Below are 18,703 nucleotides of genomic sequence, written 5' to 3'. Positions count from 1 at the left end.
CGGGTTTTTGGTCAGCCTCAGACATGCCTTGAGCAACTTAGGTTGTAGTGCTAGAGTCAATGCCATAAAGGTGCAACACGACCCTTTTTGAAGGAGACAAGGGAGCCTGTTAAAGGTTTGAATGAATTGATTGAAACCGTCTTTGACAATCACGATTGATTGGTTAAGTTCATTTTTAATCTAGTCATAGAATATCCTCCTCAAGAGAGATGCAGCCATTGTCTTTTATTACTAGTTTAGTTAAACTATTGCGAATACTTTCCAGTTATGGTATTCTACAATAGCCATATTATAGAGTTCCCAGCTAATCTTACCAAATAACAGTTTCAGCTTAATCTCTAGTTTATTTCATTACTTTTTCCATGGGATATCATTGGTTATACTCAGATATTGCACAAAGTTTAAAATTTATCTGTAAAGGCAGGGAACAGGGAACAAACTATTTTTGGTTTTGTACAAAAAATTTTTTTTAGTTAGCAAATTATGTAAAAATTTTCCAAGGTATGTGAAGCGTGAAAATTTACTAACCAAAAATCATCTTGTGGATTATTTATTAATAGTGAATTGTGAGATATAGCATTGATTATATGCTTATACTTATAAGCTACATTTAATTTTATTACCTCTACTCCCGACTCCCGACTCCCTTTGCTATATAGCGTTTATCATAGCTATGAGGTACAGATATTTTTTTTACTTATTACCTATTCCCTGCTCCCTGTTCCCTGTTCCCTGTTCCCGACTCCCGACTCCCGATTCCCTACTCCCTACTCCCGTTGCTATAATAATTATTGCTCCCGATATTGCTGAATAAACTTTCGGATTTTCTTGAGGTTAAAGTCTTCCGCTAATTGACGGAGATTTTGGCTAAATGGGATTAACTTTTCATCAGATTTTTCCAGGATTTCCACTTGTTTTAAAATCTCGCTAATTAAGCCAGTTTTAGCCAGATCGTACAGGTGGTCTAGTGCTTCTTTTGAGGGGGGCACTATCAAGTTTTCAGTTTTGAGGGAGGATGGTGCCTTGGCCGTGACGTTTTTATCTTTGTCTTCTTCTTCTTCATAAACCCATTCTAGTTTCAGATGTCCCCGTAACTTCTCTAATAGCTTTTTTGACTCTACTGGCTTGGGCAGAAAATCATCCGCTCCCGCGTCAATACTGTGATGCTGGTGATCATCAAACACACTGGCTGAACAAGCGATCAATGGCACTGATGAGAATTGGGAGGATTCTCGCAACCGTCGGATCATCTCAAAACCATCCATCTGTGGCATCAACAAGTCAGTAATAATCAGATCCGGTTGGAACTGTTTAGCTTTGTCCAAACCTTCTTTACCATTGGTTGCTTCTTCGAGTTCAAAGCCAAGGGGAGCGAGCAGATTCACCAATACCCAGCGATTTTCTTGTTTATCATCCACCACCAGAATTTTGCGCTCAATGCCAAGGAAACCAATAATTGTCTGATCAGGAACAATCACATCAGTTACTTCTGTAGCTTCTGGCAAGTCCAAATCAAACCAAAATACACTGCCCACACCGAGCTGGCTTTGCACTTCCAACGTAGACCCCATCATCTCAAGTAGTTTCTGAGTAATGGCTAATCCCAATCCGGTGCCTTCGGCTCGACTTAAGGCATTCCCCACCTGCTCGAAAGGCAACACTATGCGTTCGATGTGTTCCGGACTCATACCAATACCGGTGTCTTCAATTTCAAACCGAATTGTTCTGATCACTCCATGGTTGTTTAGCTTTTTGTCTTCCCCCGTTGTTAAGGGATTTGATTCCAAAACATTGACCTTGAAAGTGACTACTCCAGTGTCAGTAAACTTAATCCCATTACCGAGTAAGTTGATTAGTATTTGTCGCAGCCGTTTTTCATCGGCATGGATGTGATTGGGCAGTTGAGCAAAGGGTTGGTAACTAAAGGAAATTTCCTTCTGATCAGCGCGGATACAGCAGATGTCAACTAGGTTTTCTAAAAAGGAGGGAAAATGAAAATTCCTTGGGTACAGTTCCATTTTCTTGGCCTCGATTTTAGAAATGTCTAAAATATCGTTAATCAAGGTCAGTAGGTGGTTGCCACATTGGTGGATGACACGGATGCCCTTGAGTTCCTCAGGACTTATGATTTTAGAGCGTTGGAGGATTTGGGTATAACCGAGGATGCCATTGAGGGGAGTGCGCAGTTCATGACTCATATTGGCCAGGAACTCACTTTTAGCACGGTTGGCAATTTCAGCGCTTTCTTTAGCCCCTTGTAATTCTTCCCTCAGGAGCTGTTGACGTTGAATTTCTACATCTTGAGCTGCTAACAGTGTTTTACTGGTATAGAAGGCTAATAGGGCTGCGCTTGAAATTGATGCAATCATGCTAATCAAAATGATTCGAGTCCGAAGCCTTTCAGAAGCCTCTAGCACAGCTTTGGCATGTGGTCTTTCCTCCTCAACCTCCTCTATTATTTCCTCAAGGTCATAGACGAAACTCCTGAGGTTTAGCCCTAAAGGACTCTTGCTTAAATCTAAAAACTTTTTTTGGGCTTTATCGATGTGTTCTGGGGTCAAATTTGACGGATCAATTTGCCGCAATAGTGCCTCTATCCGTTGGGTGTATACTTGTATTAGGCTGTCATAATTTTTGATAAGGTTATTTAAAAGTTCAAGTTCCTCTGCTAGCTCATCCACCTCTGGATTTTTGTAAGACTCTTTTAATGCCAACCAGTTTTGCTGGGCTAATCTGGAATGCTTTTTAAAACGAGAATACTCTTCATGAAAAATCTCTGGTTGCTGGAACAAAACAGCAAAGTATTGATGGTGTATTTGTATTTCCAGCAGGTAACGTTGCAGGTCCATGAGAAGCTCACTTTCTTCTAAGGTATCTTCTCTTAAGTTCTGAGCATAGTTTTGGTAGTTATTGCCAATCAGGAGTCCAACTGTTGTTCCCAGGACAGCAATCCCAAGGGCAATACCATACCCATAGGCAATCTTTTGACTGATACTAAGGCGATTTAGCTGCTTTCTAAACCAGACAACGGGACCTGTTAAGGGATGGGATGAGTTAGTTGAAATCATATTTGACAATGAAGATGTGGTGGTTGAGTCTGTTTTTAATTTAGTCATATATATCCTCCTCAAGGGAGATGCAGCCATTGTCTTTTATCAGTAAAGCAAAACTATTGCGAATTATTTAATAATTGTGGGGTTGTACATACCGGGGTTGTAGATACAATTGTAAATAAAGTGGTAAATACAATAGTTATATTATAGAATTCCCAACCAGTCTTACCCAAGTAACAGTTTCAGTCTCCTATCAATTACCCTTGCTTCTTTAGTTTGGTATTTATAGTGTTAGTCACCAGGTTTATCTAATTACTTTACAGGTATTGTTTGATGAATTCTCTAATTTTTTTTATTTGAAATTTTTCGGATAATTGACGGATAGCTTGGGAAAAGGGTATAAATATATCATCATTTTTTTCTAGCTCATCGACTTCCTCTAAAAGGTCATTGATTAAGCCTGACATAGCCAGATCGTAGAGGTAAACTAGTTTTTCTTTTGGAGGACTAACAATTTGTGTTGTTTGAAGTGATATGTTTTTATGATTATGTTTTTTTTGTTCTTGACATTCAACAACTTTTGGCTGATTTTTTTGAAAATTTATTTCATGGTATTCTGGATAAGTTGGTACGTCTAAATCTATAGTAAAAAGACTACCTTTGCCTGGTTTGCTCTCGACATTAATGTCACCTCCCATCATCTTGACTAGTTTATGGGTAATTGCTAAACCCAGTCCAGTCCCTTCCACATAACCAGAGGAATTTTCTAGCTTTTCAAAGGGCAAAAATAGTTGAGATAATTGCTCGCTATTCATCCCAATACCGGTATCTTTTACTTCAAAGCGAATAGTGGTAATCTGTTGGAGTTTATTGGTTATTTCATCTTTGGCATTTTTCCTTGATTCAAGGACACTAACCTTAAAGGCTACTCCCCCTGTTTCAGTAAATTTAATGCCATTGTCGAGTAAGTTAATCAGCACTTGTCGCAAGCGTTTTTCGTCAACAGTAATTGCTCTAGGTAGTCGAGAAGTCGCTTGGTAACTATAGGAAATACCCTTTTGTTCTGCTTTCACCTGACAAATTGCCACGATGTCCTTCAAGAAGGTACCAAAATCAACCGTTTGGGGGTGGAGTTCTAATTGATCAGCTTCAATTGTACAGAGGTCTAAAATCTCATTGATCAGGCTGAGCAGATTAGAGCCGCACTGCTCGATAATATCAATACCTTTCTTGTCGTTAGCAGTTAGACTAGTTGATTTTTTCAGGATTTGAGCGTAACCCAAAATACCGTTGAGGGGAGTGCGGACTTCGTGGCTGATGTTGGCAAGAAATATACTTTTAGCACGGTTAGCAGCTTCACTTTCCACTGCTGCCCGAACTGCTGCTTCTTTGGCTTTCTGGAGTTCCACTGTCCGTTGCTCAACTCGCTGTTCTAGCTGTCTTTCACTCTCCACCAGTGCTGCTACTGCTGAAATGCGATCGCTAATATAGATAGCTAGCAATATGGTCAGTAATAGTCCCCCCAAGGAAACAGTCCAGGGATACCAGCTTCTTCGACTCGCTATATATTCGGAATTGGGCTTAGACAGAATCAACCATTTCTGTCCTGAGACATCAAGAATGACACTATGGTGTAACCCATTTCTGAGGGTAGCAAGGTTTTCGTCCTTCAAGTCCTTTGATGCTTTGGGTGTACTAGATGAATAGGTATAGAGCAATCGCTCCTCTGTTGGCGCAGATTCGTGAAACAGATAAACATCAATCCCCCTCGGTTGTCGATACTTTAAAGCCCTGTCTACAATGTCTCCAATCAAAAACGCACTTGAGGCAAAACCTTCCAGATTTTGGCGACGGGATATAACTGAATTAGTAGGTGTATTTTGTCGATAAATTGGCCATAAAATTAGGAATCCTAGTTGGTGCTGGGTGTTTTTATGTATTAATGTCATCGGTGCAGTTGCGATCGCTTTGCCACTATCCCGTGATAATTCCAAAGCTTCTAAACTTAGAGAATTCGAGGCTAGGTCAAATCCCAACATTGTCTCATTATCGTGGTATGGCTCAAGAAAATAGACCGGAAAATATTCTTCTCTGGGTTTAGCCTTAATCAGCTCTCCCTGAGGATTCTTTTCTGTAATTTTAAAGTTAGGAAAACCCTCTTGTTTGGCAGCTTGTTCGTAAGCGGATCGTTGCTCATGGGGTACCCAAGGAACCCACTGTAGGGCTTGAATATCTGAATGATTTGACAAGTAAGGTTTGACAAACGTCCGCAATTCCTGACGAGTCACTTTTTCGGAGGCAGCATAGACCCCAACAATCGATTCCAGTTGTTGTAGATTTTTTTCAAGGCTTCTTTGGAGCAAGGAAACAATATCCTTTGCATCTTGTTCAAACTCTTTTTCGATGGTTTTGTTTTCCAAATTCCAAGTTCCCATGAACGTTAGTAGGGAAAACATAACCCCTGTAAAAATAGTGATTGCTAGGGGCAGAGAATGGACTGTTTTTTGGAGATTTATTATAGTATTAATTAGTTTTTTATTATTCATAATATCACCTTTGCTTAGTCACTTATGACATCAAGTTTACTGTTTGTAATTAGTCATTATCTGAAATCTAAAAAATAGGCTACAGATAACTTATCATGAAATCAAAAAGGCATAGTCTGAATTCACTGAATATAGTCTTTAATAAAATTTCTAATTTTTTTCAACTGAAAATTTTGAGCTAATTCACGGATATGTTGGACAAAATCACTAGTGTTTGGATCGGATTTTTCTAGGTTATCGATTTGTTTTAAAAGGTCATTGATTAAGCCTGCCCTAGCCAGATCGTAAAGTTGGGAAAGTTTCTCGACTGGAGGAGTCACAATCTCTAGGGTTTGAGATGAGATGTTTTTCTTCTTCCTACTTCCTCCTTCCTGCCTTGCTTGATAAATCCATTCCAGTTTCAGATGCACTTGTAACATCTCTAGTAGCTTTTCTGCCTCTACTGGTTTGGGCAAAAAATCATCCGCTCCAGCCTCACTACTTTTTTCCTTGTCGGTGTCAAATACACTAGCCGAAGAGGCAATCACTACTTTTGAGTGCAATTGGGGGGATTGTCGCAACTGTCGGATCATCTCAAAGCCATCCATCTGTGGCATCAACAAGTCAGTGATAATCAGGTCTGGTGGAAATGCTGTGGCTTCCTCTAAACCCTCTTGACCATTGCTAACCTCCACTAGTTCAAATCCCAGGGGAGCCAGCAGATTTACAATCACCCAGCGATTTTCTTGTTTATCATCCACCACCAGAATTGTGGGTGGCTGACCTTTGAAGCCAATAATCCCTCTTTGAGGAGTCATGGGTTTGGATGCAGCTGTGGTTTCTTTTAACTGCAAATCGAACCAAAACACAGTGCCAATGCCCAACTGGCTGCTTACTTCTAACTTAGACCCCATCATCTGAACCAGTTTCTGAGTAATGGCTAATCCCAATCCCGTCCCTTGTGCTTTATTTAAGGGATTCCCCACTTGCTCGAAAGGCAAAAATATCCGTTCGATTTGTTCGGGACTCATGCCAATACCGGTGTCTTCAATTTTAAAACGAATTGTTGTTAACAGTTCTTGGCTATTGGTCATGTGTTCATTCTCTTTTTCCCTGGGTTTAAGGACACTTACTGTAAACTTAACGTCTCCAGTGTCAGTAAACTTAATCCCATTACCCAGTAAGTTAATCAGCACTTGTCGCAGGCGTTTTTCATCAGCATGGATGCCGGTGGGAAGTTCAGAAAGGGGTTGGTAAGTAAACAAAATGTCCTTGTTTTGAACTCGGATTTCGCAGATGTCAATCAGGTTCTGAAGAAAAGACGAAAAATGAAAATCTGTCCGGTAGAGTTCCATTTTACCAGCTTCAATTTTGGACAGGTCTAAAATGTCATTAATTAGGGTGAGCAGATGATCACCACATTGATGAATAATGTCAATCCCCTTGAGAGACTGATCAGACAAGGTTTTGGAGCGTTTCAGGATTTGGGTGTAACCGAGGATGCCATTGAGAGGGGTGCGGAGTTCATGGCTCATGTTGGCGAGAAATTCGCTTTTGGCACGGTTGGCCACTGCGCTTTGCGCCGCAGCGCGAACGGCTGCTTCTTTTGCCTGTTTGAGGTCTTCCTCAGCTTGTTTGCGATCGCTAATATCGGTTCTGATCGCCAAATACTGGTAAGGTTTGTCTCTATCATCCAAGAACGGTACAATGGTGGTATCGACCCAGTAATAGGTGCCATCTTTGGCTTGATTCTTAATTTCTCCCTGCCAAACTTGACCACTAGCAATAATTGACCAGAGGTTTCGGAAGAATTCCTTGGGGTGGTAATTGGAATTGATCAATAGATGGCTTTGTCCAATCAGTTCTTCCCTAGAATATTTAGAGATATGACAGAACCGATCATTGACATAGGTAATTACCCCTTTTTGGTCAGTAATAGCTAGGATTGAACCTTGATCTAAAGCATACTTGAAATCTGATAATTCTTTGACTGACCTTTGCAGTTTTTCCTCTGTTTCTTGTTGTTTAGCAATCTCTAAGACCAGACGTTTATTCACATGTTCTAGTGTACAATAGGTACGCTGATAATCCAGTATTAATCCTACTAGGGGGATCAGGTAGGCAATAATTTTGAGGAAATGGGCGATATGGAAATGACTGTCGAAGAGTGCTTGTGAACCAAAAGCCATGTGGAGTTGGGCGACTGTATCGGGAATAGTACTCACAATTAAGGAGTAAGAGAACAGACTGGGATACCGTTGGTGAAAGCTTGGGTAAATAAAAATGCCAGCAGCAATAAACAGAAGCAATGGCAGGATGTCCCATGGTCGGGGGATAATGAAGTTGGGAAATGTTGTTTCCGGCAGAAGCTCGCTGGTTGCACAGATGTGAATTATGCCATAGGCAATCAACCCAAACCCCAAGCTGACAATAATGACAAAACCCAAGCTGCTGGTTTGGTTTTTTTCTACCCAGCTTCTCCTTGAGAAAAGGCTAGTTCCTAGAATCAGGATTAGTGCATTGAAAAGCCGACAGAGTGTCCAGGTAAATGGAATTAAATTCCGATTATCGGCGACAGCATCAATTAAGTGCTCAGCAGCCACAGTATTAAAGGTATCCATCACACCAGCAAAAAAAAGTGATAGGCCGATGATAGGAACGATTGGGTCTTTGGTGATACTATAGTTTGTGAAGGCTAAGCAAACCGTAAAAACAGCCGTACAGACAGCACTCCACTCCAGGAGTGTGTGTACAAAACTTCCGGACAGGACGGAGTGCATGGCATCATGAAGTTCATGGGGTTCCCATTCAGAGGCTGCCGAGAGGTCAAACAGTTCCTGATGGGTACTAAAATCAACCCCTAATTGATGCACAACATAGGGTAAAATGCAGATAAAAATCACTGTCCAAACCAATGGTTTGGGGAATCTAGTTTGGCCGACAAGCCTGGATTTTGTCATAGTTTTGATTTCCAATATGGCTTTCGGTTTGATGAGTGATCAAGATGAGGAAGGTCTTTAGGTAAGACTTGGCTAAATCATCCATGGCACCAATAGGCAATACCAAGTAGGGTTCTAGTGCTAGATTCGATTGACTCAGTGATGGGATAGCCTGGAGCTGTAATCATTTAGGGTTAGACTCATTGAACAACATGGACTTCTGTGAGGCCAGTTACATATAGAGTTCCCGGCTAATCCGACCCAAATAACGGCGTTGTATAGCATTTTTCAATTGGGTGAGGTACATATTACTCGGTTTTAGGGAACAGGGAACAGGGAACAGGGAACAGGGAACAGGGAACAGGGAACAGGGAACAGAGAACAGAGAACAGGGAACAGGGAACAGGGAACAGGGAACAGGGAACAGGGAACAGAGAACAGGGAACAGGGAACAGGGAACAGGAAACACACAACACAGAACACAGAACACAGAACACAGAACACAGAACACAGAACACAGAACACAGAAGAGGGAACAGGGAAAAAATTATGTGTACCTCATAGCTATGAAAAAAGCTCTCCTTGTAGGGGGATGATTTATGGAGATGGGGAAGAGACGGGAAGTGGGGGAGGAGACTGCAAGAAGGGGAAGTAAGCTGTGAGGCATCTTATCTGAATTAGCACTATGAATTAGCACTATGAATTAGCACTATGAATTAGCACTATGAATGCTACAAATGATTTCTTTGATTGAATCGGCAAGGGGGCAGGGGCGCTCAGGAAAAAGGGAGAAAACTTTCAAGTTTTCCCCCTTTCTCAAAAATAGACAAGAAATAGACAATTTAAGTGCGCGATATCGTCAATTAATCCGTATCCACTGGGAAAATGTAGCCCCTTGACCACAATAGTTATTTTCCTCATCAATGAGATTCCAGACGATAAAATCTGAAATCTGGAACCGTTTACCAGTGCTAGAAATGCGGACACCTTGAGAGTTGCTAATATAGCCCTGGCTTGTCACTTGGTTAAGCAGGCGTAAACGCTCCTCTCTTTCCATTGGCTCAGCTGAATATCTCGAAGGCATCTGAGTCAATTGGTTCCAATCCATTTCCCACAATTCCAAAGCTTTCCGATTGCCATAGTTGTAAATGGGGTCTGATTCAGTGTTGTGAGAGAAGACCACAAAGGGAGCTTCAAATAGTGCCTGTGCAATTTCGATAGGTGAGCCACTAGTATCGATTAGAGAACGCCCTGTCCAATGATGAAAGCTATTGATTAGACGTTGGCTCTGGCGAATTACTGCGTCTTGTTGCCAAGGAAATTGGATCTCAGTGTTCATCGGTTTATTATTGTGTACAGATTTATCACCCTTAGGAAACTATAGTAATCGTGACGCTCCTACACTCTCCTAACGGGTGAGTGTAGGCTTCTAGCACTCCTTAGAGCTACTAGAACTTGCTTCAAGGTACTATTAGTTAGAGAACTATCAACAACAGGATTCCCTCTACGCCGTTTTATAGTGGGGAACACGCCCAGCCCCACTCGTTTTAGGTTGATTGCGGCATTGATATCGCGATCGACCATCAGCATTTCTTGCTCATCCCAATACTCGCGGATAGAGCAGTCAGTAAATACAAACTCGTCTCGATAGCTCAACAGTTGAGAGGTATAGACAGGGTTACACGTTTTCGTTACTGCTCCAGCTTTTCCAGCTATGTAGGCCAGTATCTCAAAGAACTGTCCAAACCCTGCATCCGACCAAGACTTGTTTAATCCCGATTTTGCGGACTGTCCATTAGGCAAATATCCACCATTAGTATCTGGCTTGGGTTTATTTCGTTTCTTTAAAGCAGAAAGGTTCAAATTTTCATAATAGAAAACTTTTTTTCCGGTTCTAACCAGGAGATGAGCTGTTTTATAGGCATGATCCTTTCGGCTCCTAGCGATCCGTTGATGTATTCTCCCTTCACGCGATTGCAGCTTCCTCCGAGCTTTACTCCCTTTTTTTCTGGCATTCTTTTTGGTTTCTACCTTTTTGATAACAGCCTGATTTTTGCGGTAAGACTTAAGTGAGGGTAGCTTAGTATTTTCAGATGTCGCCAGATAATCATCTCCGTACAGGACTGCATCCAATCCCATGGTATTATTCCAAGTAGGAGTAACACTTTCTGGTTTAAAAGTTGGGACTGTAGGATCCTCTAAATATAAGGTCGTGTACCAACCATCGGCTTTTTTGGTTATTAGGATATTTTTGAGTTTAAACCCGTCAGGTAACGGACGATGGAGTCGGACTTTAACCCACCCTTTGAGCTTTGTTATCTTCAGCCATATCCATTTATTCTCGATTCTGGCTACAGTAAAAGAGCCTTTACCTTCTATTTTTAAAGTTCTGTATCTAGCTTGATTTTTGAATCGAGGTTTTCCGCTACGAGTACCCGTTTTATCGCCCTTGATGAATCGATTGAAAGCTAGGTCTGCTCTTTTACATACGTCCTGTAAAGTATTTGCCGGAACTCGGGTAAAGTCCAGCAATTCCCATGATTGGACAACTGTTACCAAATCTTTTTTCCAGATTGGCAGAAGCTTTTTTTGACTAAAGTAACTGGGATTATCTCTAAGCTCTGGGAGGTAAGTAATCAACGGACAAGAATTAACACCAGTACGGTTTTCATTCCACCACCGCCAGCGATCGCCTAACTGCCAGTTATACCAGTAACGACAAATTCGTAGCCAATCGTTTAGTTGTAATTTTTGTTGAGTAGTTGGATCAGCTCGGTATTGGTAGTTGAGCAGTATAACAATCACCTCTTGGCTTTTATTGCGCTTTCATATATATAGATAATAACAATCTTTCCGAAAAGTTTCAGCATCTGTGTTTACTCCCATAAAAAGCTTTTATGATTTACTTATGCCCGCGTTCCAGCTGAACTCCTGCAACTTCTTGATTACTCGGCTTCCCCAATCAGGGTAAAAGCTGCCCATTCCACTGGATTTGGGTACTGTTTAAGAGTCGTAAGCATGGCTTGACGCAGAGCAACTGCTTTGTCAGGTGTTTGTTGTAGCTGGCGATAGAATTCAATCATCAGGTCAGCTGTGGAGTCATCAGGTACTTTCCAGAGGGAAACAACCACACTAGGTACACCAGCAGCAACTAAAGAACGGGATAATCCAATCACGCCATCACTGGTAACTCTACCTCTACCAGTGTTGCAAGCGCTTAAAACTACTAACTCAGCACTAAGCTTGAGGTCGAGTATTTCACTAGCGCTGAGAAAACCTTTATCTGTTTTAGTCGGAGCAAGGGCGATTGCTCCTGGTAAACCTAATCCCTTGAAGTCATTCAGTAAGCCGTGAGTAGCTAGATGTATGATCTTTGCCTTTGACATTTGCTCAACTACTGCTGCCTTAGTGGCTTGATTGCCAATCAGGGCTTGAGTATTGAACATCTCAGCGATCGCTAGCGCTTCTGTTTCTGTTCCAGGAAGAGGGGGCAAACCTTGAGGCATAGTGGGATTACCAATTACTAGCATCTCTTCTCCAGAAACCAGTTGCCGTTGCTGGTTAGTTAAATCCAGCACCTGAATAGAGGGAGCAGTGAGCATAGTATGTTTTTCGATCAGGTATTGACCAGAAGCGTCTTGTAGTGCTGGGAAAGGTACTAGAAACAAAGATTCGTGGGGAATAAAAGTAACACGAGCTTCGGGATTAGTAGGTAAGAGTTCCGCAATTGGTTCAATGAGCAGTTGATGCAGTTGTTTTAATCGTTCAGTTTGACCAGCTCTCTCTGTTTTAGTCAATCTTTCTCTGGGAACTAAATCAACTAGGGATGGACTTCTTCTGAACACAATGGATTTACGAGTGATAACAACCAATTCTTTCAGAGATGTATCCAGATTAGTTAAATCAACCTGACGAAAAGCGATTTTACCTGTGGGTTTAATTACCCAAATATAAAGCTCTTTGTCTTGAAGTTGCCGCAAACCTTGGGCTTCGACGACTTCTTTTATAATCGAGTATAAAACTATTGTCGAGTTTTGTTTTTCAGTAATTTTTTGAATTTGTTTGATGTTCGGAGGAGCAATCGGTTTGTGATTTTTTAGGTTTGGTTCAGACTCTGATAAACCTCTCGCTAATAGTTCAACAAAGGCTCTTGCTCGTCCTCTTTCAGTAATTTCTAGGGCTTGATTGAATTGTTTTCGTTCTACTAAATACTCTTGTAAAGCGCTATAAGTTGTTTGATGAGTTTCAAAAAATGATACTCTCTCAAGGTCATTGCTGCCTAAGTTTGACCGCAAAGACTCCCAAATTTCAATGGCAGCAAATAGAGCCTCATTTGCTTCTTGAGGATTTCCGGCTTTGTAGAGGGCATCACCTAAGTTGCTTAAAGCTCGTCCGTTGGCGTGGCGATCACCTAGTTGCTTGGCAATTTTTAAACTCTGGCGTTGGTAGTTTACTGCTTGGTTGTAGTCTTCTAGAGCATAGTAAATTATTCCCAAATTTTCTAGGGCTACTAACTCTCCATAGTTATCTTGCAGTTTTTGTGCGATCGCTAAACTCTGCTGAGAGTATTCAATTGCTTGGTTATAGTCGGTCAGGGTATAGTACACCAAGCTCAAATTAGATAATGCTCTTGCCTTTCCAGATAGGTTATCGGATGTTTTAGCGATCGCTAAACTTTTTTCTTTGTATTCAATTGCTTTGGTATATTCCTTTTTAGCGTAGTAAGCTAATCCGAGATTGCTTACTATATTCCTTTCCAGCTCAGAATCATTGGTTGAGTTTACTAGTTCTAGACCCTGTTTATAGTATTCAATAGCTTTGTCATAGTTTCCTATTGCACCATAAGCTGCTCCTAAACCACTTAAAGCTTGCGTTTTTTCTCTTAATTTTTGGTCTGATTGGGCAAGATTAAAATGCTGTTTATGATAGTCTAGAGCTTTGCCATAGTCTCCCAATCTATAGTGAGTTACTCCGAGGTTATGTAGAGCTTTTAATTCTCGCAGTTTATCGCCAAAAATTCTTGAAAATTCCAAATTTTTATGATAGCAGTCGGCAGCTTTAGTGTAATCTTTAGCAGCAACTTGTATAGAAAATCCTTGAGGATTTCTGAGCAATTGTTCTTCTTCCAGACAATCTGTAATTTCCAGTACCAGGATTGTCAGTCGTTCTAGTTCAATTGCTTGAGTCTTGTTTGACCTCTTGCTCTGATTGACCGCCAAATCTGATCGATTAACCTGGGTTGGCAAGGCAGAGTTTTGATTGTCTGACCTTCCTGATGGTGTTGTTGGGGAAGGATTTGAAGGATTTCCAGAATTTACAGGTGCAGGAATTACCTTTGGTGGTGGTAGCGGTGGTAATGGCTCTGAGACGATGACTGAATGAGGTTCAATCGTGGGTGGATCTAGAGCCACCAAAGGTGGAGCTTCAGGTGGCAGTGAGACTGGAAATTCTAAACTTTCTAGAGTGAAAATCGGCTTTGGGAAACCTAGAATGGGAGTAATAGTAGAATTAGGGTTTCGCTTACCAGCACTAGTATCTATTCCACCACCGGTGCTACTGATCAGACTAATCTCCCCAGCAGTAACATTTTCTGCATTGATGTCACGACCAGCAACAAGAGTAACGTTGCCACTCTCACCATTACTACTAGCAGCATTTATATCCCCAGCATTAATACTTCCCTCGGTAGCGAATAATTGAACCTCTCCTCCTTTACCTTCCACAGAGGAAGAATCAACTACCCCAGCACTAGTATCAATACTTCCTCTATCGCTAACGGCAGTAATATCACCACCATCACCATTATTGCTGGAAGCCTTGAGACTCCCGGTAGTGATATTACCTTCTGCTTTCAGGTCAATATTTCCACTATCACCACTTACCGCCGTTGAATCCAGTGTGCCACTACTAGTATCAATCCCTCCTTGTCTACTATTGAGGAAAATTCTTCCACCATCCGAGGTAATTGATGCTGTCCGAATATTACCGTCTGCTTCAATAACTACTTGCTGACCAGCACTGATATCCTGCACTACTACATCACCATCTTCCACCTGGATACCAGAACCGATCAGTTGTACTGTACCCTCACGATTTACCTCAATTCCTGTAGCATCACCGCCGCCAACTGTCAGCAGTTCCGGTAGGGAAAGGGGATTTAAGGGAACAGTGGCAGAGGGGGAAACTTCTAAACTCAGAATATTACCTGGCTGGGAAATACGGAGTAAATTTTCTCCAGGCACAGCCTCAATAGTAACTTGACCACCAGGGGCAGTGAGAGTGCCATTACTGATCACAGTACCACCTACTAAGGTTAAATTCTGCCCCTCTTTAACTGCTAAATCAGCTAAATTGATGATCGCACCTGGTTGGGAAACAGCAAAATCAAAAGTATTGGGCTTGCCTACCAAGGAAGCATAGTCATTGCCACCAATGGCATTAAACCATCCGCCATCAAAACCAATACCAGTAGCAGTGGTGGCGGTAAAAGAAGCAGGTAAATCGATGCTGGCACCAGCACCAAAGACAATCCCGGCGGGGTTGATCAGGAATAAATTGGAATTACCCCCTGTTACCTGGATTAAGCCATTAATTACAGAAGCATCACCACCAGTGACTCGCCCTAGGATATTTTGGATATTAGGATTAGAGAGAAAGTTGGCAATCTGACCTTCACTCAGACCAAATTTCTGGAAGCTGTGAAAGAGATTCGCACCATCTCCCGACAGCTTACCGCCATCAATGTTGAATTGGTTACCCTCAGGGTTGACAACAGTACCAGTACCATCGTTGGCTTCAACTATCGGTTGCGCCTGCACAGGGGTTGGCAACGGGCAATAGGTCAAATAGGTTGAAGAACAAACAAGCAGGAAAAACTTAGTTGCTGCTGATCTTCCCTGACCAATGATCTGGCTCAACAGGTGAAGACAGCTCAATGTTAGTCTCATCAGTGATAGAATTCATAGGGAATCTGGGTCGAATACACCCTTTTCAAGAAAGTAGACCTAGATTTAACAGGGGGCTACTAGAGCGGATTTGGTATCAAAGCTCTACAGCTTCATTCTTTCGGAGAAATCCCCCTTGGGATGAGAACACTTGGTTGAATCTTTGGGAAATATCGAGCATGTCAGTTTCCTTTAAACTATGTATTTATCAGGGCTAATGCCTCCCTTTTATGCCGATTGTTGTTTTTTGTAACAAAACTTAACATACAGACTCGTTGGGCCTGTCTGCTTGCCTCAATAGCCCATGGCACCGAGAGTGGGATCGAGACAAAAAAGCCTTCGCGTAGCGGCTCGTACCGAGCCTCGGGTTTTGTCATGAGCAATTTGAGGGGGTGGCAGGTCAGCTATAGTTCTGTTGAGAAAGTACTATGAACGCCATAGCCAGAGGGCAAATCTCAAGGGCAGTGCGCCTGTTTTCAACATCCCGATCATGCCGTAAACATATCAATAATTACTCCAACTACTGTTAGTTTAAAAAAACTTATTTAACTTGGATTACCTAGCAGTTTATCCCGCAGCTGCTTAATGCGATCGCGTAACTTGGCTGCCGTTTCAAATTCCAAGGTCTTTGCTGCTTCCTTCATCTGTTCTTCTAACTGATTAATCAATTCCGGAATCTTCTCCAAAGGTACATCATCCACCTGTTCAAACACCGATTCCAACTGTTGGGAATTCAACCGTCGGGAGACATCTAAAAATGTCAAAATCGGGTTGTTGGCGGTTTTGCGAATCGGCTGTGGTATAATGTTATTTTTGCTGTTATATTCAATTTGAATCTTACGACGGCGATTAGTCTCATCAATCGCTTTTCTCATGCTTTTTGTAAAGGTATCAGCATACATAATGGCTTGCCCTCGGACATGACGTGCTGCTCTGCCTATAGTTTGAATAAGCGATCGCTGTGCCCTGAGGAACCCTTCCTTATCGGCATCCAAAATTGCTACCAGAGAGACTTCCGGCAAATCCAAGCCTTCTCGCAATAAGTTAACTCCAACCAATACATCAAATTCACCCTGGCGCAACGCCTGCAAGATTTCAATCCGTTCAATAGAGTTAATATCCGAGTGTAAGTAGCTTACTCGAATATCCCGTTCTTGCAGATACTCTGTCAAATCCTCAGCCATGCGCTTGGTTAAGGTTGTTACCAGCACCCTTTCCTGACAATCCACCCGCTGCTTAATCTCAGCCAACAAATCATCTACTTGACCTGCTGTAGGACGGACAAAGATTTCTGGGTCAAGCACTCCGGTAGGACGAATGATCTGTTCCACAACTCGTCCTTGAGATTGTTCCATCTCCCAATCCCCAGGAGTAGCAGAGACAAAAATACACTGATTCACCTTTGCCCAGAATTCCTCTGCCTTCAGGGGTCGATTATCTGCTGCACTGGGTAAGCGAAAGCCATGGTCAATCAACACTTGCTTTCGAGCGCGATCGCCATTGTACATTCCCCGAATTTGCGGCACCGTAACATGGGATTCATCCACTACCAAAACCCAATCTTCGGGAAAATAATCAATCAAACACTCTGGTGGTTCCCCAAGCTGGCGTCCAGCCAAGTGACGAGAATAGTTTTCCACACCATTGCAGTAACCAATTTCGAGCAACATTTCTAAATCATAGCGGGTACGCTGTTCCAACCGTTGCGCTTCTAGCAAGTTACCAGTTTGCTCCAATTGAGCCAAACGTTCCTCAAGTTCTACCTTAATAGCATTACAAGCTTCTTCCAACCGTTCATCGGGAGTAACAAAGTGACGAGCAGGGTAAATATTTACTCCCTCTACACTTTGGAAAATTCCACCGGTAACTGGGTCAACGTAGTGAATAGCATCAATTTCATCTCCGAAGAATTCTACCCGAATAATGCGGTCTTCATAAGCCGGACCAATTTCTAAAACATCCCCCTTCACCCGGAACCGTCCGCGTCCCAATTCTAAATCATTCCGGGAATACTGTACTGAGACTAAATCCCTTAAGAGTTGGCGTTGGTCAACTTCGGTATTTACCCGCAGAGGAATCGAAGCTTTTAAGTATTCTGAGGGGATACCCAAGCCATAGATACAGCTAATGGAAGCCACCACAATTACATCCCGCCGTTCAAAAAGCGATCGCGTAGCTGAGTGCCTCAGCATATCAATTTCATCATTAATTGACGCGGTTTTCTCGATATACGTGTCAGTGACCGGGATATAAGCTTCGGGCTGGTAGTAATCATAGTAGGAAATGAAATACTCCACCGCGTTATGGGGAAAAAACCCCCGCAATTCGTTACATAACTGGGCAGCCAAGGTTTTGTTGTGGGCAAGTACTAGGGTAGGTTTGCCGACTTTTTCAATTACCGATGCCACGGCGAAAGTCTTACCTGTCCCCGTAGCACCCAGTAGAGTTTGGATACGGTTGCCAGCCTTGAGGTAAGTGGTGAGTTGGGAAATAGCTTGGGGTTGGTCCCCTGTTGCTTGAAAAGGGGCTTCGAGGTTAAATAGCATCTTAGACGCTTCTGGCACAGCTAAAAAAAAATCCGTAAAAATACTATCTATAATTTCATCATAATTTCTGTAAATTTATAGGTACTGATGGATAGATTATTACCCAAAGTCATTGTCTTGATGCAGTCGCTCATGGGGGAAACCCCCAAGACCGCGCTGCATCGCTAGATAGTTTTAAGACTTGCCCAAAATCCGGAGGGTAGGATGACAACTATCTGCTTAACTGCTAATTGCTTAAATCATAATTATTACGGATAAAAATATACATAATCGGTAATTAATAACGGCTTTTTTTATTACACAAGCAACTATTAATAGTCATCATAAATTATCAACATTTACTTTAAATTTATAGCATTTTATAATTTTAACCAAGCTTTTTTTGTACTCTATCGTTTTTAATAACTATGAGTAACACAGTTTTTTTTAAGCACATACACAGAATTAATTGCCTACTATAAATCTATGTAAACCTTGCCCTGCAATGCTTTGATTTTTGTAAAATGTGCAATTAATTTTGTGTACCTGCTTATGTTCCCTATTCCCTATTCCCTATTCCCTATTTCCTATTTCCTATTTCCTATTTCCTATTTCCTGAAAATTATAAATGTGTACCTGATAGAATTTAAAACCGCTGTAATCCTTAATTTATTATTAAATTTATGATTATATCCTGAAAACTATGAAACACTAATT

9 protein-coding genes are annotated in these 18,703 nt (G+C 41.8%); 1 reads left to right on the top strand and 8 read right to left on the bottom strand.

Going from position 1 to position 18,703, the window contains the following annotated elements:
- Positions 1 to 673 precede the first annotated feature (673 nt).
- Complete coding sequence (locus tag BJP34_RS41990; protein ID WP_158516923.1) at positions 674 to 814, top strand: hypothetical protein; 141 nt, start codon at positions 674 to 676, stop codon at positions 812 to 814.
- On the opposite strand, the gene BJP34_RS01060 is transcribed toward BJP34_RS41990, so the two are convergent.
- The 8 genes from BJP34_RS01060 to uvrB all read right to left on the bottom strand — a co-directional run bounded on the left by BJP34_RS01060 (position 789) and on the right by uvrB (position 18,007).
- The gene (locus tag BJP34_RS01060; RefSeq protein WP_070390729.1) at positions 789 to 3,116 is read right to left on the bottom strand and encodes a response regulator; all 2,328 of its coding nucleotides are present in this window, start codon (positions 3,114 to 3,116) and stop codon (positions 789 to 791) included. The two genes, BJP34_RS41990 and BJP34_RS01060, sit on opposite strands and share 26 nt — an antisense overlap.
- Positions 3,117 to 3,370: 254 nt before the next feature.
- Positions 3,371 to 5,599 carry a CHASE domain-containing protein gene (locus BJP34_RS01055; protein WP_070390728.1) on the bottom strand — a complete coding sequence of 743 codons (2,229 nt, stop codon included), beginning with the start codon at positions 5,597 to 5,599 and terminating at the stop codon, positions 3,371 to 3,373.
- Positions 5,600 to 5,721: 122 nt separating this feature from the next.
- Positions 5,722 to 8,538 (bottom strand): ATP-binding protein, encoded by a 2,817-nt coding sequence (locus tag BJP34_RS01050; protein WP_070390727.1) that lies wholly within the window; start codon positions 8,536 to 8,538, stop codon positions 5,722 to 5,724.
- Positions 8,539 to 8,749: 211 nt separating this feature from the next.
- Positions 8,750 to 9,028, bottom strand: a complete 279-nt coding sequence (locus BJP34_RS41985) for a hypothetical protein (RefSeq protein WP_158516922.1) — start codon at positions 9,026 to 9,028, stop codon at positions 8,750 to 8,752.
- Positions 9,029 to 9,376: 348 nt separating this feature from the next.
- A complete protein-coding gene (locus BJP34_RS01040) occupies positions 9,377 to 9,856 on the bottom strand; it encodes an MEKHLA domain-containing protein (protein WP_070390725.1) in 480 nt (159 codons plus the stop codon).
- A gap of 59 nt (positions 9,857 to 9,915) precedes the next feature.
- Positions 9,916 to 11,322, bottom strand: a complete 1,407-nt coding sequence (locus BJP34_RS01035) for a transposase (protein ID WP_324611005.1) — start codon at positions 11,320 to 11,322, stop codon at positions 9,916 to 9,918.
- Positions 11,323 to 11,462: 140 nt separating this feature from the next.
- The gene (locus BJP34_RS01030; RefSeq protein WP_083304935.1) at positions 11,463 to 15,464 is read right to left on the bottom strand and encodes a CHAT domain-containing protein; all 4,002 of its coding nucleotides are present in this window, start codon (positions 15,462 to 15,464) and stop codon (positions 11,463 to 11,465) included.
- Between the two features lie 542 nt (positions 15,465 to 16,006).
- Entirely contained in the window at positions 16,007 to 18,007 is a 2,001-nt protein-coding gene (gene uvrB, locus BJP34_RS01025; protein WP_070390723.1) for an excinuclease ABC subunit UvrB, read from the bottom strand.
- Positions 18,008 to 18,703: the final 696 nt, after the last annotated feature.

Source organism: Moorena producens PAL-8-15-08-1 (assembly GCF_001767235.1).
GTDB lineage: Bacteria > Cyanobacteriota > Cyanobacteriia > Cyanobacteriales > Coleofasciculaceae > Moorena > Moorena producens_A.
This window is presented reverse-complemented; position numbering and strand designations above follow the sequence as displayed.

Coding starts and splice junctions, on each gene's coding strand:
- BJP34_RS41990 (WP_158516923.1), top strand. CDS start 674: ATGAGGTACAGATATTTTTTTTACTTATTACCTATTCCCTGCTCCCTG.
- BJP34_RS01060 (WP_070390729.1), bottom strand. CDS start 3,116: ATGACTAAATTAAAAACAGACTCAACCACCACATCTTCATTGTCAAAT.
- BJP34_RS01055 (WP_070390728.1), bottom strand. CDS start 5,599: ATGAATAATAAAAAACTAATTAATACTATAATAAATCTCCAAAAAACA.
- BJP34_RS01050 (WP_070390727.1), bottom strand. CDS start 8,538: ATGACAAAATCCAGGCTTGTCGGCCAAACTAGATTCCCCAAACCATTG.
- BJP34_RS01040 (WP_070390725.1), bottom strand. CDS start 9,856: ATGAACACTGAGATCCAATTTCCTTGGCAACAAGACGCAGTAATTCGC.
- BJP34_RS01030 (WP_083304935.1), bottom strand. CDS start 15,464: ATGAGACTAACATTGAGCTGTCTTCACCTGTTGAGCCAGATCATTGGT.
- uvrB (WP_070390723.1), bottom strand. CDS start 18,007: ATGCTATTTAACCTCGAAGCCCCTTTTCAAGCAACAGGGGACCAACCC.